Here is a 23,599-nt window from a genome sequence, read left to right as displayed (position 1 = left end):
CATACAAAAAAGGGAATCAAAATTTTGATTCCCTTTTTTTATTCTTCTACTTTGATATAAAATCGCTCTTCATTATCGCTTTTTATTTCTTCAGTACCATTTTCATCTTTTTTAGCAATCTTAATTACATGCATTTCATCTGAACTGTCATTTATGGAACAATGCCAAACATTACCATCTGATAAGATTACATTCGAGAATGAAGCATCTTCTGAATTCTCTCCATTATAATAAACTAAATCCTCTGTTTTTATCAGTTTCTTTTCTTGTGTTTTCTTATTTTTTTCGAAATATAAAATCTGCGTTTTATTAATTTCTACAAGCTTATCCGAAGTTTTTCCTGCATTAATACTTGCCTGATCGACAGCCCAACCTGGTTTGTCTCCAACCTTTTTCCAGGTACCCAATGCTTTATCTAATAATCGCTCTCTTAAAATAACTCGCAAAGAATCTACTTTTTTAAGAGATGCAATACCAATCTCATTCTCTGGTATGACCCTGGCGGCAATGTAATATAGATCAATAGCTTTACTAAAATCAGCTTTCTTAAAATAAGAAACAGCTAATTCATATCTGTTTTTTTGGAATGTAACCTTAGAATTGTTCTGAGCAAAAACCTGAATATTTAATAATAAGATAACAATAAAAAAGTAGAGGTTTTTCATTTATTTCGTATGTTTTATCCACAAACATAACCTATTAATCTTACAACCTTTTATGGTTTTCCATATTTCTATTTATTTTAACACATTAACCTTAATAGAAGTCTTAGAAAGGAATCTATTAAATTTAAACTACCTTTTGATGTTATTTATTTAACCAAAAAAAATACTGAAACTTATTCTGAAAATGCATTTAGAACTTTCATTGCTTTGTCTGTATCATTTGCATTCACAAAAATATGGTCGTGATAAAAAGCCGCTACAACATTACAGCTAATTCCATTTTCAGAGAGTGCTTTAGAAAATGCCGCGGTCAAACCAACAGCTTCTAATGACGAATGAACAGTAAGCGTTAACCATGACATTACAACCGAATATTCCAGATTTAATTGTTCTGCTATTTCTTTTTTAAGAATTAATGTAATAGCTTCTTTTTCTTTAAAAAACATTTCGATATCATTCAAGTTAAGATTTCCTAATTTCTCCACTTTACAAAAAACATATTCTCCTAAATTATGTTGAGGTTTCATGCTCTTAAGCAATTTCTCCAGATTTTTTTCTCCCGACATTTTAAACTTTATTAAATAACAATTATTTTAATTTTTCTAATTTCCCTTTTGTTTCCTGAAAGTTTTTATCCAAAACCAATGCTTTTTCATAACTCGCAATGGCATTTTTCTTATCTCCATTTGCTTCATAAAAATCCCCAAGAGAATCATAAACATTTGGACTATCCGGATAATTTGCAACATTCATTTTAAACAAATAACCAGCTAAATCCATATCTTTTTTACCCAAAGACTGATAACCATAAGTATTTACCGTGTTTTCAGGAACAGCTACTTTGTAACCTAAATGTTTCGACACATTTTTAAAATGCTTTTCAATTTTAGCAAAAACATCTTTATTAAAATTAATTTGTTCCGATACTGAAAGTTTTAATTGGTTGAATTTGAATATAAACCGAAGACCATCATAAGTAGCGATCAATGGAACTGATCCATGATTATCATCGTTATAGTATTTATAATCATAATTCAGATTGCTTTTTTTATTCTTGGCGAAAAAATCATTCAAATCCAAAATTGCTCTGATATGTCTTGTAAAAACTGTAGTATCTTTTCGAACTTTTACAACATTCATATTATCATCCATTGTATTTGCAGCTGCCATGAATAGCGAAATGTTTGCTAGATTTTTATTTGCTAGTTTTTTCTCAGTTTCAGCCAAAAATTTCTGATGATCCCACCACATACTCGGATCTATAGCAATATAAGAGTTGAATAAATTGCTGTGATTTGTCAAAATATTAATCGCTGTTAATCCTCCAAAAGAATGTCCAATTAAGGTTTTGTAAGGTGCCGCAGGATATTTATTATTGATATATGGAATCAATTCTTTTTCAAGAAACTCGACAAATTTTTCACCTCCACCAGATTGTTCGCTTAAGTTTTTAGGCACAAAAGGAAGATCAATATCTGAATGTGTAGGCGTTAAATCTCTATTTCTGTTGGTGTTCGTAATTCCCACCACAATCATTTCGGGACAGTTTGTGTTTCCGTTTACTTCGCTCATTTCTTCAATCATTCCCACAACAGAACTAAAATGTCCGTCACCATCAAGTACATAAACGACTGGATATTTTTGTTTTGCAAAACCATTATTTTGTGAACTTTTAGGTAAATGAACCCAAATTTTTCTATTCTCATTTAAAACTTTGGAAGCAATACTATCAACTGTTCCAATTTCGATTTTGTCTTTTTTCTGAGCAAAAGCAAAACTGGTCAATAACATAAAAAAACTTACGACTATTATCTTTTTTCTAAAAGTATCTATTAAGTAATTCATACATATATATTTTAATTTATTATCGATTAGTTAATAATTACAAATCAAGAAATGAAATGTGCCTTTAGGCACTAAATATTGGTAGTTATTTAAATTTAAAATTTGTTAGCGTGCCGCAGGTACGCAACAAAACGACCGTTATTGCGTACCTACGGCACGCTAGATTTGCTCCAATTAATGTTTTCTACCAATATTTAGTGCCTAAAGGCACAATTCAATCTTCAATTGATATCAATAAATCTCAAAACTTAATAATCAATTTGTCCCAAACAAAAAAGCGCCTTTTCTATTGAAAAAGGCGCCTTTTTTTATGTCTTTTCTAATTAGCAGACCAAGTATTATTTGAAGGCGTGGCATCCATAAAAATACCTCCATCTAAAATAACTTGCTTGATTGTTTTTTTGTTTTTCAAAATAACTTTTGCCAATTTCTGATTTGTTTCCCACACTGCCGGCGTTTGATGTATCGTTTCTTTCGTATTATCCTGATAAGTAACAACCACGTCAAACGGAATCACAAAACCTCCTTCATTTGCAACAGTAACAACATTTTGATTTACATTTCGTACCGAAAGATCAATATAGTTATTGGTAAAAAACCAGTTGTTAAAGAACCAATTCAGGTTTCTTCCTGAAGCTGTATTCATCGAATTAAAATAATCCCACGGAATTGGGTGTTTTCCATTCCAATTGTCCATGTAAGCGTGTAATGATTTTTTGAACAAATCATCTCCAAGCATATCTTTTAAAGCCAGGTAAGAAAGAGACGCTTTTCCGTATGAATTATTTCCATAACCTGCGCCAGAAACTTGTGTAGACATTGTGATTATTGGCTGATCTTCTTCTGTAGAAACATCACTTATATAATCTTTTATTCTAAAATCCTGATAGAATTTATCCGCAGCTGCTTTACCATGTTCAGCAATACCTATTAAATACTCAAAAGTAGTTGCCCAGCCTTCATCCATAAAGGCATAACGAGTTTCGTTGATTCCCATATAAAATGGAAAATAGGTATGTGCCACTTCGTGATCCTGAACTAATTGTGAAAAAACAGGGTCTCCTATTTGTGAATCGTTACACATCATTGGATACTCCATATCTGCAAAACCCTGAAAAGCAGTCATTTTAGAAAACGGATACGGAACTCCCGGCCAGCTATTCGAAAAGAAATCTAAAGCAAATTGATTGTTTTTTATCGAGTTTACAAAATCAGTTCCTTTTACATCATAAGCTGCCTGAACACTTGCACGACGATTTGTCTTTTTATCTACCAAAACACTGCTCGCATCCCATAAATAATGATCACTTAATCCAAAACAAACATCTGAGATATTTTTGGCTTCAAACTTCCAAACATTCCAATCATTTTGTTTGGTTACAACTCCACTTTTTAACTCCGCTTCGTTTGCGATATGCATAATTTCATCTGTAACATATGATTTTTTCAAACGAGCTGAAAATTCAGGCTGCAAAACCTCATCAGGATTTAATAAATCTCCGGTTGCATAAACCACGTAGTTTTTCGGCGCTTTTACAGTAAAGCTATAATCATTAAAATCATTATAAAACTCCTGACGATCTGTATGCGGCAATCTGTCCCACATATTATAATCATCAAAAACAGAAACACGTGGATAACTATACGCTACAAAAAAAGTAGTTTCATCGATTTGTCCTTCTCTCCCACTCTCTTTTGATAATGGATAATTCCAATCAATAGAAATTGTAGCTTTAGAATGAGGCAAAATTGGTTTGTTCATTTTTACATTTCCAACTGTTCCCCAGCTTCTGGCATCTTCTTTATAAACATCACCTTCAATTTTAAAAGACGTAATCGTTAATCCGTTACTTAAAAAATCATCATTTACACTTCCGCTTCTTGGCGAAGAAGGTTTGTGAAGATTATTTACAAATCTAACAGCCAGATTTCTTAGCGTATCATTACTATTATTTTCATAAACGATAGTTTCTGTTCCGCTAACAAGCTTAGTTTTTGGATCTACAGAAATGTCCATTGTATATTTTCCATGATTCTGCCAATAGTTTTTTCCTGGTTTTCCGTCCTTTGAACGTGTACCTTTTGCGTAAGCTTCTTTTATATTTCTAGGCATATAAAGCTCCTGTGCAAAGCCATTTTGCGCCAAAAACAACAATGTAATAAATACAAATTGGAATGTTTTTTTTTCCATAAGTGGTTTCAAAATTTTGATTGTTTAATACTGATTATCATATTAGATAAGTTTTCTCAATGAATGTTACAATTCTGTATAAAATTATATCATTTTTAAATAAAAAAAACATCTAATTCTTAAAAAGAAAAAGATGTTTGTAAATATAAAAACCAGCAATAGGAATCTCATTTTATTTAACTCTACTATAATACGCTTCTTTATTATCTAAATCGATCGCTTTTTTTCCTGAAGAAGTCACATCACCACTATGAATTAAATGAAGACCATTTAGAGATTCGTCTACGATAAAAGCCCATAATTCGTTATCTGAATTTACAATTTCTGTAACTGAATTATTATTTTCAAGAACGTCATAAAATTCCATTTTATCTGTTCTAATCAGTCTGGTTTCTTTTGTTTTTATATTTTTTACGTAAAAAGCAATTTCTTGACTTGTAACAACCATCAAGGTATCATTAAGCCTAATGTTTTTTAAATCTTTGTATACCCACGTTGGTTCACTACCACTTAAATTCCAAGTTCCAATTATCTTATTCATGAAATTATTTCTAAGAATTGGTTTGAGTAAATCAATTTTAATTTTTGATTCTTTGCCAATTTCCGATTCGGGATTGATTTTATAGGCAAATAAAAGAGGCTCAATAGCTTTATTAAATTGTTTTTTCTGAAAGTAAGATAATCCTAAATTATACTTATTTTCCTGAAGCCATAATTTTTTATCGTTTTGAGACCACGAGTTTAATGCAAATAAGAGAAGAAATGCAATTATAGATTGTTTCATTTTAGACTTCATTTTTTTTTAAATTAAAAATGTAGTAAAAGTAATACAATATATTTATTTTGAAAGAAAATACACCTAATATTATTTAGAAAATAAAAACCGTCTAATTCAAAAAGAAAAAGACGGCGTCTACAATTAATATATAACCTCGGAATTACAAAATATAATCGGTATTTATAAAATTCGATTCTTTGCTATTTAATAGCTCTTGCAGAATTTCATTATTATAAGCGATATCTTTTGAAGCCACGAACGTACGAATTGAAAATGAGCGCAAAGCATCAGGAATACTCAAAGTTCCTACAGCAGAATCTTTACGACCAGTAAAAGGGAATGCATCAGGACCTCTCTGACAAGAACTGTTGAGGTTTACTCTACAAACTAAGTTTACTAAAGCATCGATAAGCGGTGCCAAAGTTTTAATATCTTTCCCGAATAAACTTACTTGTTGTCCGTAGTTTGATTCGGCCATATCTTCAAGAGGTTCGCTAATATCTTTGAAAGAAATAATTGGCACAACTGGTCCAAATTGTTCTTCGTGATACACACGCATTTGTTTATTTACAGGATAAAGAACCGCTGGAAAAATATAATTATCGGTATGTTTTCCTCCTTTTTCGTTCAATATTTTTGCACCTTTATGTGTTGCATCATCAATTAATCCCTGAATATAAGCTGGTTTTTCAGTCTCTGGAAGTGGTGTTAACGAAGCTCCTTTTTCCCAAGGATTTCCAAATACCAATGCATCTACTTTTTCAGAGAAACGTTTGTTAAATTCTTCTGCAATAGATTCATGAACATAAAGTACTTTTAAAGCCGTACAACGTTGTCCGTTGAATGATAAAGTTCCTGCAATACATTCCTGAATTGCCAAATCTAAATCGGCATCAGGTAAAATAATCGCTGGATTTTTTGCTTCTAAACCTAGAATCAAACGCAATCTGTTTTTATTTGGATGTTGATCTTGCAATGCAATCGCAGATTTACTGTTTCCGATTAATGCCAAAACATCAATTTTTCCAGATTTCATGATTGGAGAAGCCACTTCACGACCTCTACCATAAACAATATTAATAACACCTTTTGGAAAACTGCTTCTAAACGCTTCCAACAATGGCGAAATACATAAAACGCCATGTTTTGCAGGTTTAAAGATTACAGTATTTCCCATAATCAAAGCCGGAATCAACAAAGAAAAAGTTTCATTAAGCGGATAATTGTAAGGTCCAAGACACAATACAACTCCAAGAGGTCCACGACGAATCATAGCGTTTACACCTTGTACTTTTTCAAAATGCGCACTACGTCCGTTTAATTCTTTATAGCTGGCGATCGTATCGTAAATATATTCAACAGTTCTGTCAAACTCTTTTTCAGAATCACCAAGATTTTTTCCAATTTCCCACATTAGGAGCTTCACAACTTCCTGACGCGTTTCCTTCATTTGTTTTACGAAGTTCTCCATGCATTTAATACGATCAACCACTTTCATAGTTGGCCATAAACCTTGTCCTTTATTATAAGCAGCATTTGCAGCTTCAACAACTTCGGCAGCTTCTTTCTCTGCCATAAACGGAATCGATCCTAATAATGTTGGTGTATATTTTTCTGTAGATGAAATTGTAGAAAAAACAGGTGTAGTTTGCCCTGTCCATTGTTTTAGTTCTCCGTTTACAAGATAAGTATCTTGATTTATAAGAGTTTTAATTTGATATTCTTCTGGTATTAAACTCATAATTTGGTAATTTATGTTTGGTTATTAATAGCATTTTAAACGAAAAAAGAGGCTTTTCGCGCCTCTTTTTCTATCTTTTATGGATTCACTGTTTCCCCTTCCCAGTCCAGGATTCCACCAAGCAAATTGTAGGCATTATTTATACCTAACTCATTCATTATCTGACATGCTTTAGCACTTCTGGCACCAGAACGACAATACACATAATAGTTTTTGTTTTTATCTAATTCTTCGATTTCATAAATAAAACCTTGTCCTTTATTAATGTCGATATTTACGGCATTTTCGATATAGCCGTCATTAAATTCGTCTTCAGTTCTTACGTCAAGTATAACTGCATTCTCGTCAGCAGCTAGCTGATTAACCCAATCTTCTTGTGATAAATTCATAATAAATGTGTTTTTGTAAAATTACGACGTTTCTATTAATTAAAAACGTGCCAAATGCGATTTCGATTATTATTCTCAGAAAACGTTTTAGAGAAAGGATTATAATCAGTGAAAGACAAATTTACTTACTATTTTTAAAAATATAGTCTATAAACTCGATCGAAAATAGGATTTTTTCATTTTCCTTTTTACATCTTAAATATAGTTTTCTGATAATTTAAACCATTCCAATCTGCTATCTTTGTAAAAAATTATAGTTTTTAACTTTAATTTGATAAAAAATGTTTGCCACTAATTTCGCTAATTTTCACTAATTTACTATACTAAAATTTATTTTTTGCCACAGATTAAAGGATTAAAATGATTAAAAAGGTTCGCCACGAATTGCACGAATTAGCACGAATTAATAATTGCTGATTCCCAAAATTAGTGGATAAAAATAGTTTTTTGCCACAGATTAAAGGATTAAAATAATTAAAAAGGTTCGCCACGAATTGCACGAATTAGCACGAATTAATAATTGCTGATTCCCAAAATTAGTGGATAAAAATAGTTTTTTGCCACAGATTAAAGGATTAAAATTGTTCGCCACAAATTGCACAAATTTTCACTAATTAATTCGTGTTGATTCGTGAAATTCGTGGCAAAAAAATAAATAAATCTGTGCAAACCAGTTCAATCCGTAAAATCCGTGGCCCAATAATTTCAACACTTAACCAATGCAAAATTCATTAAAAAATATATTCCCAAATTTCTCCAACGAACTTATTTCGACAATCGAAGAAAACGGAAGTTTACAGCATTACGAAGCCGGAACCATTTTAATGCGAACCGGACAATATATTAAGAATACAGTTTTGATCACCAAAGGAAAAATCAAAATCTATCGCGAAGGCGAAGATGGCGGCGAATTTCTAATGTATTATTTACAACCAGGTCAGGCTTGCGCCATTTCGATGATTTGTGCCACTAAAAGCGAGAAAAGTCAGATTATGGCAAAAGTTGTCGAAGATGTTTCGGTAATGATGATTCCGTTGCAAATGATGGATAAATGGATGATGGAACACAGATCCTGGTACGAATTCGTAATCGAAACCTACAGAAATCGATTTGAAGAAGTCTTAGAAGTTGTCGACAATATCGCTTTCCGTTCTATGGATGAACGTTTAGAATTTTATCTCAAAAGACATTCCGACGCTTGTGGTTGTTCTGAAGTAAATTTATCACATCAGGAAATTGCTTCAGAATTAAATACTTCAAGAGAAGTCGTTTCGAGATTACTCAAAAAAATGGAACAAAGAGGTTTGGTCAAACTAAACCGAAACCAAATAGAACTTTTAAAATAAGTTTTTTTTGCCCACGGATTTGGCGGATTAAACTGAATTTTACTGATTTTTTTTTTTGCACTGTAAAACTCTTAATCCGTAAACTTTCCAATTGATAAATTTAATCATCAATAGAAAAAAGAAAAAACCTGCGAAAACCCGTTTAATCCGCCAAATCCGCGGGCAATATATAAATCCGTAACAAAAACATCCTTGTGTGATAAATGTTACTGTGGGTTTTTATTTTACAAACCACCTTTGCATCAAAACAAATGCAATGGAATATTTAGGTTATTTTGCTTCAATCATCATCGGGATTTCACTGGGCTTAATTGGTGGCGGCGGATCGATATTGACAATTCCTATTTTGGTGTATTTGTTCAAAGTAAATCCGGAGCAAGCCACTTCATATTCCTTATTTATTGTTGGATTAACCGCTTTATTTGGAAGTTACAACCATTACAAAATGGGAAATCTAAAACTTAAATCGGCATTGTATTTTGCGATTCCGTCTGTGGTTTCGATTCTGATTATTCGTGAAGTAATATTTCCTCAAATCGCTTCTACTCTATTTTGCATTGCGTCATATTCTGTTTCCAAAGATTTTCTGATCATGATAATCTTTTCGATATTAATGATTACAGCTTCGATTTCGATGATTCGAAAAAACAAAACCGAAATAAAAGCAACCGAAACAAATTACACACAATTAAGTATAATAGGTTTCATCGTTGGAATCATAACCGGATTTCTTGGTGCCGGCGGTGGATTCCTAATAATTCCTGCTTTGTTGTTTTTTGCAAATTTACCTATGAAACAAGCCGTAGGAACATCATTATTGATTATTACCATAAATTCCACAATAGGTTTTGGAGGCGATTTATACATTGGAACTCCCATAAATTACACTTTTTTATTAGGCGTTTCCTCAATGGCACTTCTGGGAATGTTACTTGGAAGTCAGCTTTCTAAAAAAATAGACGGCACAAAACTTAAACCCATTTTTGGATGGTTTGTTCTCGTAATGGGATTTTATATTATTACAAAAGAGGTTTTATTTTAATTCAAATTTAGTTTTACTTGTAGAGCAATCTTTGTCAAAGTTTTGAACTTTGACAAAGATGAAAACTAAAAAATCCGTTTATTCCTAAGAGTAAACGGATTTGTATTTTTTGGGCGTTCCCTTCGGTCGGGCTATCCACTAAATTCCCGATTAACAAAAACTACGGCTAAAAAGCCTTGTTTTTCTAATTCGGGAGATATCACTCCTATCCCTAACGCAAACTCAGGTATCTTAAAGCCCCTTAATATTTTTATTTTTTCAAAAGCTTTTCAAGATATTCAACCTTTTCTTTTTCTGCCTGAACTAATTCTTTTTCAGCCTGAATCAAACGTTCATAAAGTTCAACTACTTTATCTAGAGGATTGAAAGTAAAAATAGGTCCAGATGAACCTTGACCATTACTTGCACTATTATCGTAAAAGTTATTAAAGAAATTAAAAACCGATTCTTCCGAAAAATTCTCAATTGCTTCTACTGTAACTCCAAGTGCTTTTGCAATTTGTTCCAGTTTTTTAGCATCAATTTCCTCACTAGATTCAATTCCGGAAATCGCTTGTTGGTTTGAACCAATTGCTTGTGCAAGCGCTTCTTGTTTCATTCCGCGAAGTTCTCTGATTCGGCTAATATTTCGCCCAATATGTTTTGGTTTTGTTGCTGTGCTCATAATTCAAAGATATTTAAAATTCTTTAGAAAATTACAGGTATGATAAAATACATCTTCTATTTTGTAAGATACATTTTACAATTCATCCGCAATCTTTGTCAAAGTTTAAAACTTTGACAAAGATGAAAATTAAAAAATCCGTTTATTCCTAAGAGTAAACGGATTTGTCTTTAATGTTTTTGAGAACCAAAGTTCAATTTAGCGTTGTCCACCAGAAACGGCAATGGTTTCGCCAGTAATCCAGTTAGAATCTTCGGAAGCAAGAAATACCGCAACTTTTGCAATATCTTCTGGTTTTCCTACTCGCCCAAGTGGTGTTTCAGAAACATGCCATTTTTCTGCATCTCCATTCATAACTCCGGAACTATGAGAACCTTCCGTTTCGATCAATCCAGGATTAATAGAATTGATACGTATATTTTTCGGGCCAAGTTCTTTGGCAAGAATGCGCGTCATTGCATCAACAGCATATTTTGTTTGCGTGTAAATTAATGTCGTAGGCATATCAAGCGTCGAAACTATAGAACCCGTATTAATGATTACGCCGCCTTTGTCTCCAAATAATTTCACCGCTTGCTGAATCGTAAGTACGCTTCCCAATACATTAATGTTGAACATATTATGGAATGATTCTTCAGTAATATCATCAATTCCTGCAAATTTATAAATACCGGCATTATTTACTAGAATATCCAGTTTTCCAAATGATTTTACGATTTCTTCAAAAATGCGTTTTACATCTGCTGATTTTTCGACATTCCCTTGTATTGCAATTGCTTTTCCGCCGTTAGCAATTATTTCCTCAACGACTTTATCTGCATCATACTTACTACTTGCATAATTTACGATTACAGTCGCGCCCTGATTTGCATATGCTTTAGCGATACCTGCACCAATACCTTTTGATGCGCCAGTTATTAATGCTACTTTCCCGTTTAATTTTCCTAAATTTTCCATCTTTACTTTATTAATTATAAGTTGTTAATTGATAAAGCAAAGTTGGGTATTAAGTCAAGCTGAAAAGTTGAAGTATCTTAGGAAAAAAGGTTGAACTAGTTCAACCTTTTTTCTTGACTTTTTCATTACGAATCTTAGATAAAAACTCTGTCGTCATATTAAGGTAAGACGCAAGAGCGTATTGTGGAAGGCGTTGCGCAACTTTTGGAAACTTTTCCAGAAACTCGCTATAACGTTGTTCGGCATTTTGCGTAAGCATTGCAATAATCCGACGCGCATAAAATGCCGCAGATTTTTCGGCCATTAAACGAAATAATGTTTCAAGATTATGACTGGACGCTTTCAGTTTCTGCTCTGCTTCATGATTTATTTGTAGAATCACACTATCTTCAAGCGCAACAATAAACATCGTTGCCGGAGTTTGGTAGATATAACTATTGTAATCTGCGATCCACCAATCTTCAATAGCAAACTGAATCGTATGTTCCGTACCTTTTTCGTCGACAACATAAGCCCGAAAAGATCCTTCAAGCACATAAGTTCTTTGCTTGTTTACAAATTCCGGTTGTACAATAAATTGTCTTTTCTTTATTTTCCGAACTTTAAACTCAGACAATAAAACATCCATTTCGTCTGGTAACAAAACAACTTTCTTATTAATGTTTTCAATAAATGATGTCAGGTCTTCCATGGAATTTTAATTATTTTTAGAGCAGCTTGATAGTTTTACAAATTTATTCCAAAAAATGATATTAATACTAGAACTATTCGAAACGTGCACAAAGCATGAGATTGCTTCGTTCCTCGCAAAGACACACGCTACGTCATTGCGAGGAACGAAGCAACCACACTAGAAAAAATAATCGATATTACATTTGAATAGCCGCTGGTTTCAACCAACGGAATTTAGGAAACATTCGATTTCGGCTTTAGCCAAATATATCCTTTTTTCGAATAAACAAAACTATAACATACACTTGAGAAAAAATAATTCCCAGAGATAGAAACATTTTATCATTCGATAAGCTACTTTTGATATTACAGAGAATAATCTGATAAAATATAAAACGAATGAAAAAACAAATAATAATATTGTTATTATTCAGTTTCTCCGTTTTCGCACAAGAAGCGAACAACTCGAAAACCGAAAAAATTGATATTGAAAGCGGAGCAATTATTAAACAATACAATATTGATAATAAACTCGAGAGTTTTTCGGTTGAGGTTTCTGCTGCTTATTATGGTAATATTTATTTTTTTACTAAAGAAAAAGACACGATAATTATTAAAAATGAGATCGAAAAAGACGCTGTTATAAAGATATATGTCAAGAATCAAAAAAAAGTTAGTGAGTTTTTTTATAAAGGCAACCTTATTTCCTCAATAGAATTTTTTGATTTTAAAATTAGCAATCTACCTTCGAATAGTTTGATTTACAGCAAAATATCAGACAATAAAAACTTTAGCTATTTGTATAATAATTATTTCGACAAATTCCCCGAAGGCGATTATGAAAAAAGCTATAAATTATATGTCTTTCTAAAAACATCCGAAAACAACGTAAATATTGATTTACTTTTTAATGAAATAGCAGATTTTTTCTCTCAGGAAGATGCACTTCTCCGAATTTATTTAAGCAAGTATAGAGAAAAAATAAAATCTGAATCTGGAGAAAACGTAACTGCATATTTAAAAACTGACCAATTAGGCAAAATCAAAAATGGAATTTTATGGACCAAAAAATCTCCTAATAATGGTCAATATGAAATATACAGCGATGGAAAAATAATCAAATCTGAAAACATCGAATTAACGTCTTTTCAAAAAGTTTTGAATACCTATCTCATTAATAAAACTGAATTTTTAATGAATTAAGTTTTTATATCGCTACATTTTGGCTAAAGCCTTATTTCTTAAAAACAAAAAGCCGCTGGTTAAAACCAACGGCTATTCATAATATTTAATTCGTAAAAATTCGTGTAATTAGTGGCAAAAAAACTTAATGTTCCCCATATCCAATATCATCCATTTTTCCGCTAAAAACGCGATATTGAATAATAAAATAAATAATCACCAGAAACAAAGCGATAAAAAACCAACTCATTCCGGCATTCAATCCGTATTCTCCGGCTGCAGTATTGTAAATCGTTAATGATGGATTTACATTATTGGTCGAAGGCAAAACATTCGGAAAAATCGAAACCGCTGTTGAAGCAAATCCGCCAACTAAAAATAAGGTCGAAAATATAAATCCATGACCGTCTTTTTTAAACGAACGTATTTTGAATAATCCTAAAATTCCAACAAAAGTCATTAGAGGAAAAAACCAAAGAATTGGCGTTTCAATAAAATTATGAAATGGTTTTGGCTCAATAAAATGCCAGATTTGCAACGAAATACAAACCAAAATCAAAAGAACAATATTCAGTTTAAACACTACATTTTTAAGCTGAGTATTTAAAGAAGAATTCGTTTTAAAGATAATCCAGTTTGCGCCATGAATCGTCAAAGCGACAACACTTACAATTCCGAGGAAAAGTGTAAACCAATCGATAATTCCCAATTCATTCGCTTGCGGACTGAAAGTAGGATTCCATAAAGGCAAAAAGAAAAAATGCGCTTCTTGCGTCGAAACTCCGTTGGTTACCATTCCAAGATTCACGCCTCGAACAATATTTCCTAAGGCGATCCCAAAAAACAATGCCAAAAGCAAACTTGCGATTCCAAATGCTTTATCCCAAATACTTTCCCACATTGGATGATGCACTTGTCCGCGCATTTCGAGACCAATTGCACGGAAAATCAAAAGCCATAAAATCATAATCAACGGCAAATAAAATCCGCTAAATGACGAAGCGTATAAAGTTGGAAAAGCAAAAAACAAAACTCCTCCCGCGGCAATAATCCAAACTTCGTTGGCATCCCAAAACGGTCCAATCGCATTTGTGATTGCTTTTTTATCTTTTTCTGTTTTGGCAAAAAATAAATGAATTATTCCTGCTCCAAAATCGTAACCGTCTAATACAATATAAACGGCCAGAATTCCCATTAAAACTACGTACCAAAAAAATTCCATAACTATATTTTTTCTGAATTCAGTTCAACATTATGAGGTCCTTTATTGATGATTTTTCCAATCAAAAGCAAAAACAACATTCCCAGTAAAAGGTACAATCCTATAAAGCCCAGTAAAGTAAACAAGGTATTTCCGGACGAAACCGTTGGTGATGCTCCCGCAGCCGTTCGCAATAAATTATAAACCAGCCAAGGTTGTCTTCCTAATTCGGCGGTGTACCAGCCGGTTGTATTTGCGATATACGGAAATGGCATCATAAACATAAGCGACCATAAAATCCATTTGGTTTCGAATAATTTCCCTCTAATTAATTGAAAAAGCGCTAAAACCATTAATCCAATAAAAAGCGTTCCTAAACCTACCATAATATGATACGCATAATACAATCCCGAAATATTGGTTGGATGCAAATCTTCTTCGAACTGATCTAAACCTTTTATTTCCTGATTCCAGTTTCCATAAGTCAGGAAACTCAGGATATTTGGAACCGCGATTTTATTGTCCAATTTTTTGTCTTTTACGTCAGGTTGACCAATCAGGACAATTTCAGAACCTTTCTTTTCGGTATGGAAAATTCCTTCCATTCCTGCAAAAGTTACAGGTTGATATTTCACTACGTTTTTAGCTAATAAATCTCCTGTTGGAACCGCTACAATTATACACGAAATCAATCCGAAGATAACACCGGTTTTCAAAAACAATTTTCCAAAAGAAACATTCTTTTTGCTTAGAATATAAAAAGATCCAATTCCCGCCACAACAAACGAACTTGTCACTAATGAAGCTGCCTGATTGTGCAAATAAGATGGCCACAACCAAGGATTAAGGAATAAAGCCTGGAAATTATTAAGGACAAATTTTCCGTTTTCAAGGATTTCGTAACCTACAGGATTCTGCATCCAGGAATGTGTGGCAATAATTAAAAATCCGCTTGCCCAAGAACCAATGCAAATCAATAATCCGGTTACAAAATGCCATTTATGTCCAAGGAGTTTTTCTCCAAATAAAAATAAACCTAAAAAAGAAGATTCGAGAAAGAAAGAAAACATTCCTTCCATTGCCAGCGTCTGTCCAATGATTCCGCCAGTTAACTCCGAAAATTTTGCCCAATTGGTTCCAAATTGAAACTCCATTGGGATTCCGGTTACAACGCCCATCGCAAAATTCAAGGCAAAAATTTTCATCCAGAAATGCGTGGCGTGATTATATTGTTCGTTTTGAGTTTTTAGATATTTCCACTTAAAATAAACAATGATCAGCGAAAGACCCATTGTAAGTTGCGGAAAAAGATAATGAAAAGTAATTGTGAAGGCGAATTGCATTCGGTCATAAAAAAGCATTTCTTCCATAGTGGTATTTTATTTATGAAGTCCCACAAATTTACCCATTAAAACCCGAAATTCCTGCCTTAAAAAAAAGTTTATCGCTCAACATTTGTTAAACTTTTCAACAATTTAATATGTATAAAAAACACTTATATTTAATTCTGATGCCCACAAAGTTTGTCATTTCGACGAAGGAGAAATCTTCACGAGAAACTCGACAAAGATTGGGTTTACGTTGCAGAGTTACTTGCGAAGATTTCTCCTTCGTCGAAATGACAATATCGTAGATATATTGGACTTGGAGCTCTGTGTTTAAAAAATTACTCTTTTTTGAGAATTCCTTTTTCGACGCTTTCATTAATCAATCCTTCTGCGTAATTCCAAATCTCTTTTGATCCTTCTTTTATAACACTCTTTTTTTCGTAAACCTTACTATAAGGCACGCCATATTCCTTCCATGTTCCTCCATTGTTAGAAGTATTTTGTAATAAAGGTTCTAATCTGTCCATAGATCTTGCGAATTTTGCTTCGTTGGTTTCTCCGGTTTCAAATTCTTCCCAAATTGCGATCATTTCGTCGGCTTGATTTTTAGGCAATAAACCAAAAATACGATTTGCCGCCAATCGTTCTTGATCGGTGTTATCGTGATTTATTTGCGTATCGTATAGAAAAATATCTCCGGCATCGATTTCAACAATATCATGAATCAAAACCATTTTTACGACTTTCAAAACATCAATTGGCTCATTTGAATGTTCAGCCAAAACAATCGCCATCAAAGCCAAATGCCAACTGTGTTCAGCATCATTTTCGTTTCGGTCACTATTAAAAAGCTTTGTTCTTCGCTGAATGTATTTTACTTTATCAATCTCTTTTATAAAAGCAATTTGATTGAATAAATCTTCTGTTTTCATATCAATAATTTTCGTCAGTTGTAAAATTACGCAGATTTTTTTTCTCACCATATAAGTTATTTAAGTTCATTTTAGCCTGACGCAGATTATATCGCGTTTTGAATTTCCTATAGGGTTTATATGGTAAAACGTCAAATGTTTTTTTTACACAAAAAGCAAATTTCTGTAACAATAGTCACTTAATTTACCAAAAAACCGAGTTACCTTTGTGCTTCATTATTTTAGATTTTATATCATGAAAATAGAACAAATTTACACCGGATGTCTAGCGCAAGGTGCTTATTATATTACTTCAAATGGTGAAGCGGCCATTATTGATCCGCTTAGAGAAATTCAGCCTTATTTAGATCGATTAGAGCGCGATAACGTAAAATTGAAATATATTTTTGAGACGCATTTCCATGCTGATTTCGTTTCCGGTCATATCGATTTGAGCAAAGAAACTCAGGCTCCAATCGTCTACGGACCAAATGCTGCTTGCGAATTTGATTGCATTTCTGCAAAAGACGGACAGGAATTCAAAATCGGAAATATTACGATAAAAGCGTTGCATACTCCGGGTCACACGATGGAAAGTACAACGTATTTACTAATTGACGAAAACGGAAAAGATCACGCGATTTTCTCTGGAGATACTTTGTTTATTGGCGATGTTGGTCGTCCTGATTTGGCTCAGAAAGCTGCGGGAATGACTCAGGATCAATTGGCGGGAATTTTATTTCATTCGTTAAGAGACAAAATCATGACACTTGCAGATGATGTAATTGTTTATCCTGCGCACGGAGCAGGAAGCGCTTGTGGAAAAAACATGAGTAAAGAAACAGTTTCGACTATTGGGAATCAAAAAGCTACGAATTACGCTTTACGCGAAAATATGACTGAAGCTGAATTTATTACCGAAGTAACAGACGGATTATTACCTCCGCCAGCTTATTTCAGTATGAATGTGGCAATGAATAAAAAAGGTTACGAAAGTTTCGAATCGGTTTTGCACAACGGAATGAAAGCTATTAAAGCAGAAGATTTTGAGGCTGTAGCCGAAGAAACCGGAGCTTTAATCTTAGATACTAGAAAAAATGTTGATTTTTATAAAGGATTTATTCCGCAATCTATTAATATTGGTATCAACGGAGATTTTGCGCCGTGGGTTGGAACTTTGATTGCAGATGTAAAACAACCTATAATATTAGTAACAGAAGCTGGTCTTGAAGAAGAAACTGTAACGCGTTTAAGCCGTGTAGGTTTTGATGCAATTGTTGGACATCTTGAAGGTGGTTTTGAAGCTTGGCAGAAAGCGGGTTTTGAAATCGATACGGTAAACCGAATTTCAGCGGAACAATTTGCGAGTCAATTAAATCTTAAAGAAGATAAAGTAATCGACATTCGAAAAGAAACAGAATATAGCGCCGAACATATTGATGAAGCTTACAATAAACCGTTGGCTTTTATTAATGATTGGGTAAAAGATATTAATCCAAATGAGCATTTCTATTTACATTGTGCTGCCGGATACAGAAGTATGATTGCTTCTTCGATTTTGCAAGCTCGCGGTTTTAGAAACTTCACTGAAATTGAAGGCGGTTTTGCAGCGATTTCAAAAACGAATATTCCAAAATCAGATTTCGTTTGTCAAAGTAAAGTATTGTAATAAATATAAGGTGCTGAGGTTCTAAGATTTTAGTCTTTGAACTTAAAAGAAACCTTAGTAACTTAGAACCTTAGCAACTTAGAACCTTAAAAAATATGTTAGAAATTTTAAAAGAACCATGGCCTTGGTATATTGCAGGACCTTTAATTGGGTTAACTGTTCCTATTTTATTGATTATCGGAAATAAATCTTTCGGGATTAGTTCGTCATTGCGACATATTTGTGCGGCTTGTATTCCGGCAAATATTTCATTCTTTAAATACGACTGGAAAAAAGAAAGCTGGAATTTATTCTTCGTTTTCGGAATTTTTCTTGGCGGAATTATCGCTGCAAATTTTCTGGCAAATCCAAATCCGGTTGAAATTACCGCTAAACTTTCAGACCAATTAGCGAGTTACGGAATCACGGATCATTCGGGATTATTGCCAAAAGAGCTTTTCTCTTGGGAAAGTCTATTTACGCTTCGTGGTTTTATCATGATTGTTGTTGGTGGATTTCTGGTTGGTTTTGGGACGCGTTATGCGGGCGGATGTACAAGCGGACACGCGATTATGGGAATTTCAAACTTGCAATGGCCTTCATTGGTTGCCACAATCTGTTTTATGATTGGTGGTTTTATTATGGCTAATTTGATTCTGCCTTATATCCTTTCACTTTAAGATATCCTTTCACTTTAAAATTTCAAAAATGAATAATTTAGAAAATAAAAATACAGATACTGAAGGAATAAACGGAAGCCAAATCAAAGATTCGGGATTCTCAAATCTTAAGTATTTAATCGTTGGAATCTTCTTTGGAATTGTATTCGTAAAAGCCGAAATCATTAGTTGGTTTCGTATTCAGGAAATGTTTCAACTACAATCTTTCTTTATGTATGGCGTAATTGGAAGCGCTGTTGTAGTTGGAATTATATCTGTCTGGCTGATTAAAAAATTCGATATTAAAACCATTCACGGTGAAAAAATCGAAATTCAGCCTAAAACTTTCAATAAAGGACAAATTTATGGTGGTTTATTATTCGGTTTTGGCTGGGCAATAACCGGAGCTTGTCCAGGACCATTATTTGCACAAATTGGAACCGGAGTTACCGTAATCGTTATAACTCTTGTAAGTGCAATTGCAGGAACGTGGGTTTATGGTTTCTTCAAAGATAAATTGCCTCATTAGAATTTAATATATAAAAAATGAGCAACACAACAGAACAATTGCTATTAAGAAAAGCTGATATTTCAGAAGTTCCGGTTATCTGGACTATTATACAAGATGCTATCGAACAAAGACGTCAAGAAGGAAGTTCGCAATGGCAAGACGGTTATCCTAATGAACTTTCGATCACTAACGATATAAAAAATGGTTACGGATATGTACTTACAGAAAACGAAACTATTTTATGCTATTCAGCAATTATATTCGATAAAGAACCCGCTTACGAAGAAATAGAAGGTCAATGGTTAACGAATGGAGATTACGGTGTTGTGCATCGTGTAGCCGTATCTAAATTGGCAAAAGGAAAAGGCATCGCAACAAAACTTTTTAAAAGCATAGAAGTTTTATGTCTCGAAAAAAATATACCCAGCATAAAAGTAGATACTAATTTTGACAACGTTCCGATGTTGAAAATCTTAGAAAAACTAGATTACACTTATTGTGGTGAAGTCTATTTTAGAGGAGCAGCTCGAAAAGCTTTCGAAAAAAAGTTGATTTAAAAAATACAATCTCACGATTAGAAATCAAACCCGACGAGTTATAAGACTTGTCGGGTTTATTTTTGCGTGAAATTTAGGCTCTCGATTTCTCTAGAGACAAAATTTCTTATTAATAGTATTTCTTCATTTTACTTTCATTAAGTTTCAGTAAGTTTACAATACAAGATTTAATCTTACAAAAAGTAAACAAATCAAAGCCATATGAAACGCTCAGAGCAATTGTCGAAACTAAAAAATACGGAACATTGGGATGTAATTATAATTGGTGGTGGAGCAAGCGGTCTGGGAACGGCACTTGATGCTGCAAGTCGGGGTTATAAAACTATCTTGCTTGAAGCTGTAGATTTTGCAAAGGGAACTTCCAGCCGAAGCACCAAATTAGTTCATGGCGGCGTTCGGTATTTAGAACAAGGAAATATTCATTTGGTTATCGAAGCCTTGAAAGAAAGAGGATTACTGTCTAAAAATGCTGGTCATTTAGTCAAAAATCAATCTTTTGTGATTCCCAATTACAGCTTATTTGACGGTTTACTTTACACCGTTGGGTTAACGGTTTATGATTTATTGGCAGGACGATTAAGTTTGGGGCGATCAAAATATATTTCGAAGAAAAAAACAATTGAAATGCTTCCGACTGTTGAAGAAAAAGGGCTAAAAAATGGCGTTATTTATCAAGACGGTCAATTTGATGATTCTCGTCTGGCGATAAACCTTGCTCAAACCGCTATCGAAAAAGGAGCTTGTCTTTTGAATTATACTAAAGTTGTCCATTTACTAAAGGATGATAAAAACCAAATTATTGGAGTTGAAGCCATAGATCATGAAACTGGCGATAAGTACGAAATAAAAGGTTCGGCTATTATTAATGCAACCGGAGTTTTTACAAATGCCATCATGAAACTTAACGATACCGTATACAAAAAATATATTGTACCAAGTCAGGGAATTCATCTTGTATTTGACAAATCATTTTTGCCAAGTGAACATGCTTTAATGATTCCTAAAACAAGTGACGGACGAGTTTTATTTGCCGTTCCGTGGCACAATAGAATTGTCGTAGGAACAACTGATACCTTAATAAGAAAACATAGTTTGGAACCTATTGCGCTTGAAAGCGAAATTGAATTTGTTCTGGAAACTGCTCAACATTTTCTGGCTAAGAAACCAACACGAGCAGATGTTTTATCTGTTTATGCGGGTTTACGTCCTTTGGCTGCGCCCGAAGAAGAAGGAAAAAGTACGAAAGAAGTTTCCCGAAGTCATAAAATTATAGTTTCGGAAACGGGATTAATAACGATTACGGGAGGAAAATGGACAACTTACAGAAAAATTTCAGAGGATATTATCGATAAAGCTATAAAAACAGGCAAATTACCTAAGAAAGCTTGCGTTACGGAACATCTTCCCATTCATGGAAATCAACTTACAACAACTTTAGACAGAGAAAATCACTTATATATTTATGGTTCAGATATTCCTGAGATATTAAAATTACAAGAAAACGAACCTGAATTAAAAGAAAAACTGCATCCGAATCACGAGTTTACAATGTCCGAAGTTGTTTGGGCTATTCGATATGAAATGGCAAGAACGGTAGATGATGTTCTCGCAAGACGTGTTCGGTTGTTATTTTTAGATGCCAGAGCTGCAATTGCATCTTCTGAAAAAGTAGCTCGTTTACTGGCAAAAGAAAACGGACATGACGAAACCTGGATACAAAAAGAAATTACCAACTTCCACGGAATTGCAAGAGGTTTTCTTCTAAAAGAATTTCAATAGATTTTTATTAACTTAAGAATATACAGATCATGCAAGATAAATTAATTCTGGCTTTGGATCAAGGAACGACTTCTTCCAGAGCCATTGTATTCAATCATAAAGGAGGAATTGTTAGTATTTCTCAAAAACCGTTTAAGCAAATTTTCCCAAAACCGGGATGGGTTGAACATGATCCTAACGAAATCTGGTCTTCGCAAGTTAGTGTTGCTGCTGAGGTTATAGCAAAAGTTGGAATTACGGGTCGCGAAATTGCAGCAATTGGAATCACCAATCAAAGAGAAACTACTATTGTTTGGGATCGTGAAACAAGCGAACCTATATATAATGCAATCGTTTGGCAAGATCGAAGAACGGCAAAATACTGTGACGAACTGAAAGCACAAGGTCACACGGAAATGATTCAGAAGAAAACCGGACTTATTCTGGATGCTTATTTTTCGGGAACCAAAGTAAAATGGATTTTGGATAATGTTGCCGGAGCACGTGAAAAAGCAGAACAAGGAAAACTTTGCTTTGGAACTGTAGATACGTGGCTAATATGGAAACTAACCCGTAGTAAATTGTTTATGACGGATGTTTCTAATGCCAGCAGAACTTTGTTATTCAATATAAACACTTTAGATTGGGACGATGAATTACTGGAATTGTTTGATATTCCACGTGCAATGTTGCCTGAAGTAAAAGAAAGCAGTGCTATTTATGGCGAAACGAGCACTACCCTATTTTCGACAAAAATTCCGATTAGTGGAGTTGCCGGAGATCAACAAGCGGCACTTTTTGGTCAGCTTTGTACCAACTCAGGAATGGTCAAAAACACGTATGGAACTGGTTGTTTTATGTTGATGAATACGGGCGAAAAACCTATTTTTTCAACCAATAACTTATTGACAACAATTGCCTGGAAAATCAACGGAAAAACTACTTATGCTTTAGAAGGCAGCGTTTTTGTTGGTGGCGCAGCTGTACAATGGTTAAGAGACGGAGCAAAAATAATCAACTCATCTGACGAAATCGAAACTCTTGCAGCAAGTGTGCCTGACAACGGAGGAGTTTATTTTGTTCCTGCTTTAACCGGATTAGGAGCGCCATATTGGGATCAATATGCAAGAGGCGCAATAGTTGGAATAACAAGAGGCACAACAAATGCACATATTGCCAGAGCAACTTTAGAAGGAATCGCCTATCAGGTAAACGACTTGCTTAAAGCTATGGAAGCTGATTTTGGAAATAAAGGCATAGAATTAAGAGTAGACGGTGGCGCTGCGGGAAATAATTTATTAATGCAATTTCAATCGGATATATTTGGATCTGATGTTACGAGACCTACTACATTAGAAACTACAGCTTTGGGCGCCGCATATTTGGCAGGACTTGCCGTGGGTTATTGGTCAAACTTAGACGATCTGAAAGAGCAATGGTCGATAGACAAAGTATTTTCTCCAAAAATGGATAAAGAGAAAGTAAATAAGCTTGTAAAAAATTGGGACAGAGCTGTTGGACGCGCCTCTAATTGGATTGAAGAATAGATTTTAA

At 33.7% G+C, this 23,599-nt stretch carries 22 protein-coding genes; 9 read left to right on the top strand and 13 right to left on the bottom strand.

What is annotated here, in order from left to right; genetic code table 11:
• Positions 1–38: 38 nt before the first annotated feature.
• The 7 genes from C8C83_RS15650 to C8C83_RS15620 all read right to left on the bottom strand — a co-directional run bounded on the left by C8C83_RS15650 (position 39) and on the right by C8C83_RS15620 (position 7,609).
• Positions 39–665: a hypothetical protein gene (locus C8C83_RS15650; RefSeq protein WP_121329358.1), complete on the bottom strand. Its 627-nt coding sequence runs from the start codon at positions 663–665 to the stop codon at positions 39–41.
• A 173-nt stretch (positions 666–838) separates the two neighbouring features.
• Entirely contained in the window at positions 839–1,231 is a 393-nt protein-coding gene (locus tag C8C83_RS15645) for an ACT domain-containing protein (RefSeq protein ID WP_121329357.1), read from the bottom strand.
• 22 nt (positions 1,232–1,253) lie between these two features.
• Positions 1,254–2,510: an alpha/beta hydrolase-fold protein gene (locus C8C83_RS15640; protein ID WP_199735292.1), complete on the bottom strand. Its 1,257-nt coding sequence runs from the start codon at positions 2,508–2,510 to the stop codon at positions 1,254–1,256.
• Between the two features lie 319 nt (positions 2,511–2,829).
• Positions 2,830–4,701 (bottom strand): M1 family metallopeptidase, encoded by a 1,872-nt coding sequence (locus tag C8C83_RS15635; RefSeq protein ID WP_121329355.1) that lies wholly within the window; start codon positions 4,699–4,701, stop codon positions 2,830–2,832.
• A gap of 172 nt (positions 4,702–4,873) precedes the next feature.
• Positions 4,874–5,485, bottom strand: a complete 612-nt coding sequence (locus C8C83_RS15630) for a tetratricopeptide repeat protein (RefSeq protein ID WP_121329354.1) — start codon at positions 5,483–5,485, stop codon at positions 4,874–4,876.
• Between the two features lie 154 nt (positions 5,486–5,639).
• A complete protein-coding gene (locus tag C8C83_RS15625; RefSeq protein ID WP_121329353.1) occupies positions 5,640–7,220 on the bottom strand; it encodes an NADP-dependent glyceraldehyde-3-phosphate dehydrogenase in 1,581 nt (526 codons plus the stop codon).
• A gap of 77 nt (positions 7,221–7,297) precedes the next feature.
• Positions 7,298–7,609: a rhodanese-like domain-containing protein gene (locus C8C83_RS15620; protein WP_121329352.1), complete on the bottom strand. Its 312-nt coding sequence runs from the start codon at positions 7,607–7,609 to the stop codon at positions 7,298–7,300.
• A gap of 719 nt (positions 7,610–8,328) precedes the next feature.
• On the opposite strand from C8C83_RS15620, the gene C8C83_RS15615 reads away from it, so the two are divergent.
• The gene (locus C8C83_RS15615; RefSeq protein ID WP_121329351.1) at positions 8,329–8,955 is read left to right on the top strand and encodes a Crp/Fnr family transcriptional regulator; all 627 of its coding nucleotides are present in this window, start codon (positions 8,329–8,331) and stop codon (positions 8,953–8,955) included.
• A 256-nt stretch (positions 8,956–9,211) separates the two neighbouring features.
• Complete coding sequence (locus C8C83_RS15610; RefSeq protein ID WP_121329350.1) at positions 9,212–9,997, top strand: sulfite exporter TauE/SafE family protein; 786 nt, start codon at positions 9,212–9,214, stop codon at positions 9,995–9,997.
• A 250-nt stretch (positions 9,998–10,247) separates the two neighbouring features.
• Here the strand turns inward: C8C83_RS15610 and C8C83_RS15605 are convergent, their stop codons facing one another.
• The 3 genes from C8C83_RS15605 to C8C83_RS15595 all read right to left on the bottom strand — a co-directional run bounded on the left by C8C83_RS15605 (position 10,248) and on the right by C8C83_RS15595 (position 12,309).
• A complete protein-coding gene (locus C8C83_RS15605) occupies positions 10,248–10,661 on the bottom strand; it encodes a helix-turn-helix transcriptional regulator (protein WP_121329349.1) in 414 nt (137 codons plus the stop codon).
• Between the two features lie 198 nt (positions 10,662–10,859).
• Positions 10,860–11,618 (bottom strand): glucose 1-dehydrogenase, encoded by a 759-nt coding sequence (locus C8C83_RS15600; protein WP_121329348.1) that lies wholly within the window; start codon positions 11,616–11,618, stop codon positions 10,860–10,862.
• Positions 11,619–11,718: 100 nt separating this feature from the next.
• The gene (locus C8C83_RS15595; RefSeq protein ID WP_121329347.1) at positions 11,719–12,309 is read right to left on the bottom strand and encodes a Crp/Fnr family transcriptional regulator; all 591 of its coding nucleotides are present in this window, start codon (positions 12,307–12,309) and stop codon (positions 11,719–11,721) included.
• A gap of 380 nt (positions 12,310–12,689) precedes the next feature.
• On the opposite strand from C8C83_RS15595, the gene C8C83_RS15590 reads away from it, so the two are divergent.
• Positions 12,690–13,493, top strand: a complete 804-nt coding sequence (locus C8C83_RS15590) for a hypothetical protein (protein ID WP_121329346.1) — start codon at positions 12,690–12,692, stop codon at positions 13,491–13,493.
• A 124-nt stretch (positions 13,494–13,617) separates the two neighbouring features.
• On the opposite strand, the gene cydB is transcribed toward C8C83_RS15590, so the two are convergent.
• The 3 genes from cydB to C8C83_RS15575 all read right to left on the bottom strand — a co-directional run bounded on the left by cydB (position 13,618) and on the right by C8C83_RS15575 (position 16,933).
• The gene (gene cydB, locus C8C83_RS15585) at positions 13,618–14,694 is read right to left on the bottom strand and encodes a cytochrome d ubiquinol oxidase subunit II (protein ID WP_121329345.1); all 1,077 of its coding nucleotides are present in this window, start codon (positions 14,692–14,694) and stop codon (positions 13,618–13,620) included.
• Between the two features lie 2 nt (positions 14,695–14,696).
• Positions 14,697–16,043, bottom strand: coding sequence for a cytochrome ubiquinol oxidase subunit I (locus C8C83_RS15580; protein ID WP_121329344.1), 1,347 nt, complete (start codon positions 16,041–16,043; stop codon positions 14,697–14,699).
• A 296-nt stretch (positions 16,044–16,339) separates the two neighbouring features.
• Entirely contained in the window at positions 16,340–16,933 is a 594-nt protein-coding gene (locus C8C83_RS15575) for an HD domain-containing protein (RefSeq protein ID WP_121330068.1), read from the bottom strand.
• A gap of 235 nt (positions 16,934–17,168) precedes the next feature.
• On the opposite strand from C8C83_RS15575, the gene C8C83_RS15570 reads away from it, so the two are divergent.
• The 6 genes from C8C83_RS15570 to glpK all read left to right on the top strand — a co-directional run bounded on the left by C8C83_RS15570 (position 17,169) and on the right by glpK (position 23,592).
• Positions 17,169–18,581, top strand: coding sequence for an MBL fold metallo-hydrolase (locus tag C8C83_RS15570; protein WP_121329343.1), 1,413 nt, complete (start codon positions 17,169–17,171; stop codon positions 18,579–18,581).
• A 95-nt stretch (positions 18,582–18,676) separates the two neighbouring features.
• Positions 18,677–19,240 (top strand): YeeE/YedE thiosulfate transporter family protein, encoded by a 564-nt coding sequence (locus C8C83_RS15565; protein ID WP_121329342.1) that lies wholly within the window; start codon positions 18,677–18,679, stop codon positions 19,238–19,240.
• 28 nt (positions 19,241–19,268) lie between these two features.
• Entirely contained in the window at positions 19,269–19,748 is a 480-nt protein-coding gene (locus tag C8C83_RS15560; RefSeq protein WP_121329341.1) for a DUF6691 family protein, read from the top strand.
• A gap of 17 nt (positions 19,749–19,765) precedes the next feature.
• Complete coding sequence (locus C8C83_RS15555; protein ID WP_121329340.1) at positions 19,766–20,287, top strand: GNAT family N-acetyltransferase; 522 nt, start codon at positions 19,766–19,768, stop codon at positions 20,285–20,287.
• A gap of 201 nt (positions 20,288–20,488) precedes the next feature.
• Complete coding sequence (locus tag C8C83_RS15550) at positions 20,489–22,066, top strand: glycerol-3-phosphate dehydrogenase/oxidase (RefSeq protein ID WP_121329339.1); 1,578 nt, start codon at positions 20,489–20,491, stop codon at positions 22,064–22,066.
• A gap of 29 nt (positions 22,067–22,095) precedes the next feature.
• A complete protein-coding gene (glpK, locus tag C8C83_RS15545) occupies positions 22,096–23,592 on the top strand; it encodes a glycerol kinase GlpK (protein ID WP_121329338.1) in 1,497 nt (498 codons plus the stop codon).
• Positions 23,593–23,599: the final 7 nt, after the last annotated feature.

The sequence above is a fragment of the Flavobacterium sp. 90 genome (assembly GCF_004339525.1).
In the GTDB taxonomy this organism is placed as follows: domain Bacteria; phylum Bacteroidota; class Bacteroidia; order Flavobacteriales; family Flavobacteriaceae; genus Flavobacterium.
The sequence above is the reverse complement of the archived record's forward strand: the minus strand, read 5'-3'. Positions and strand labels throughout refer to the sequence as shown.

Excerpts from the sequence above, each read along its gene's own strand:
- C8C83_RS15565 (WP_121329342.1), top strand. The coding sequence starts at position 18,677 with ATGTTAGAAATTTTAAAAGAACCATGGCCTTGGTATATTGCAGGACCT.
- C8C83_RS15570 (WP_121329343.1), top strand. The coding sequence starts at position 17,169 with ATGAAAATAGAACAAATTTACACCGGATGTCTAGCGCAAGGTGCTTAT.
- C8C83_RS15615 (WP_121329351.1), top strand. The coding sequence starts at position 8,329 with ATGCAAAATTCATTAAAAAATATATTCCCAAATTTCTCCAACGAACTT.
- C8C83_RS15605 (WP_121329349.1), bottom strand. The coding sequence starts at position 10,661 with ATGAGCACAGCAACAAAACCAAAACATATTGGGCGAAATATTAGCCGA.
- C8C83_RS15600 (WP_121329348.1), bottom strand. The coding sequence starts at position 11,618 with ATGGAAAATTTAGGAAAATTAAACGGGAAAGTAGCATTAATAACTGGC.
- C8C83_RS15575 (WP_121330068.1), bottom strand. The coding sequence starts at position 16,933 with ATGAAAACAGAAGATTTATTCAATCAAATTGCTTTTATAAAAGAGATT.
- C8C83_RS15650 (WP_121329358.1), bottom strand. The coding sequence starts at position 665 with ATGAAAAACCTCTACTTTTTTATTGTTATCTTATTATTAAATATTCAG.
- C8C83_RS15630 (WP_121329354.1), bottom strand. The coding sequence starts at position 5,485 with ATGAAACAATCTATAATTGCATTTCTTCTCTTATTTGCATTAAACTCG.
- C8C83_RS15580 (WP_121329344.1), bottom strand. The coding sequence starts at position 16,043 with ATGGAAGAAATGCTTTTTTATGACCGAATGCAATTCGCCTTCACAATT.
- C8C83_RS15645 (WP_121329357.1), bottom strand. The coding sequence starts at position 1,231 with ATGTCGGGAGAAAAAAATCTGGAGAAATTGCTTAAGAGCATGAAACCT.
- cydB (WP_121329345.1), bottom strand. The coding sequence starts at position 14,694 with ATGGAATTTTTTTGGTACGTAGTTTTAATGGGAATTCTGGCCGTTTAT.
- C8C83_RS15635 (WP_121329355.1), bottom strand. The coding sequence starts at position 4,701 with ATGGAAAAAAAAACATTCCAATTTGTATTTATTACATTGTTGTTTTTG.
- C8C83_RS15595 (WP_121329347.1), bottom strand. The coding sequence starts at position 12,309 with ATGGAAGACCTGACATCATTTATTGAAAACATTAATAAGAAAGTTGTT.
- C8C83_RS15640 (WP_199735292.1), bottom strand. The coding sequence starts at position 2,510 with ATGAATTACTTAATAGATACTTTTAGAAAAAAGATAATAGTCGTAAGT.
- C8C83_RS15610 (WP_121329350.1), top strand. The coding sequence starts at position 9,212 with ATGGAATATTTAGGTTATTTTGCTTCAATCATCATCGGGATTTCACTG.
- C8C83_RS15625 (WP_121329353.1), bottom strand. The coding sequence starts at position 7,220 with ATGAGTTTAATACCAGAAGAATATCAAATTAAAACTCTTATAAATCAA.
- C8C83_RS15560 (WP_121329341.1), top strand. The coding sequence starts at position 19,269 with ATGAATAATTTAGAAAATAAAAATACAGATACTGAAGGAATAAACGGA.
- C8C83_RS15555 (WP_121329340.1), top strand. The coding sequence starts at position 19,766 with ATGAGCAACACAACAGAACAATTGCTATTAAGAAAAGCTGATATTTCA.
- glpK (WP_121329338.1), top strand. The coding sequence starts at position 22,096 with ATGCAAGATAAATTAATTCTGGCTTTGGATCAAGGAACGACTTCTTCC.
- C8C83_RS15550 (WP_121329339.1), top strand. The coding sequence starts at position 20,489 with ATGAAACGCTCAGAGCAATTGTCGAAACTAAAAAATACGGAACATTGG.
- C8C83_RS15620 (WP_121329352.1), bottom strand. The coding sequence starts at position 7,609 with ATGAATTTATCACAAGAAGATTGGGTTAATCAGCTAGCTGCTGACGAG.
- C8C83_RS15590 (WP_121329346.1), top strand. The coding sequence starts at position 12,690 with ATGAAAAAACAAATAATAATATTGTTATTATTCAGTTTCTCCGTTTTC.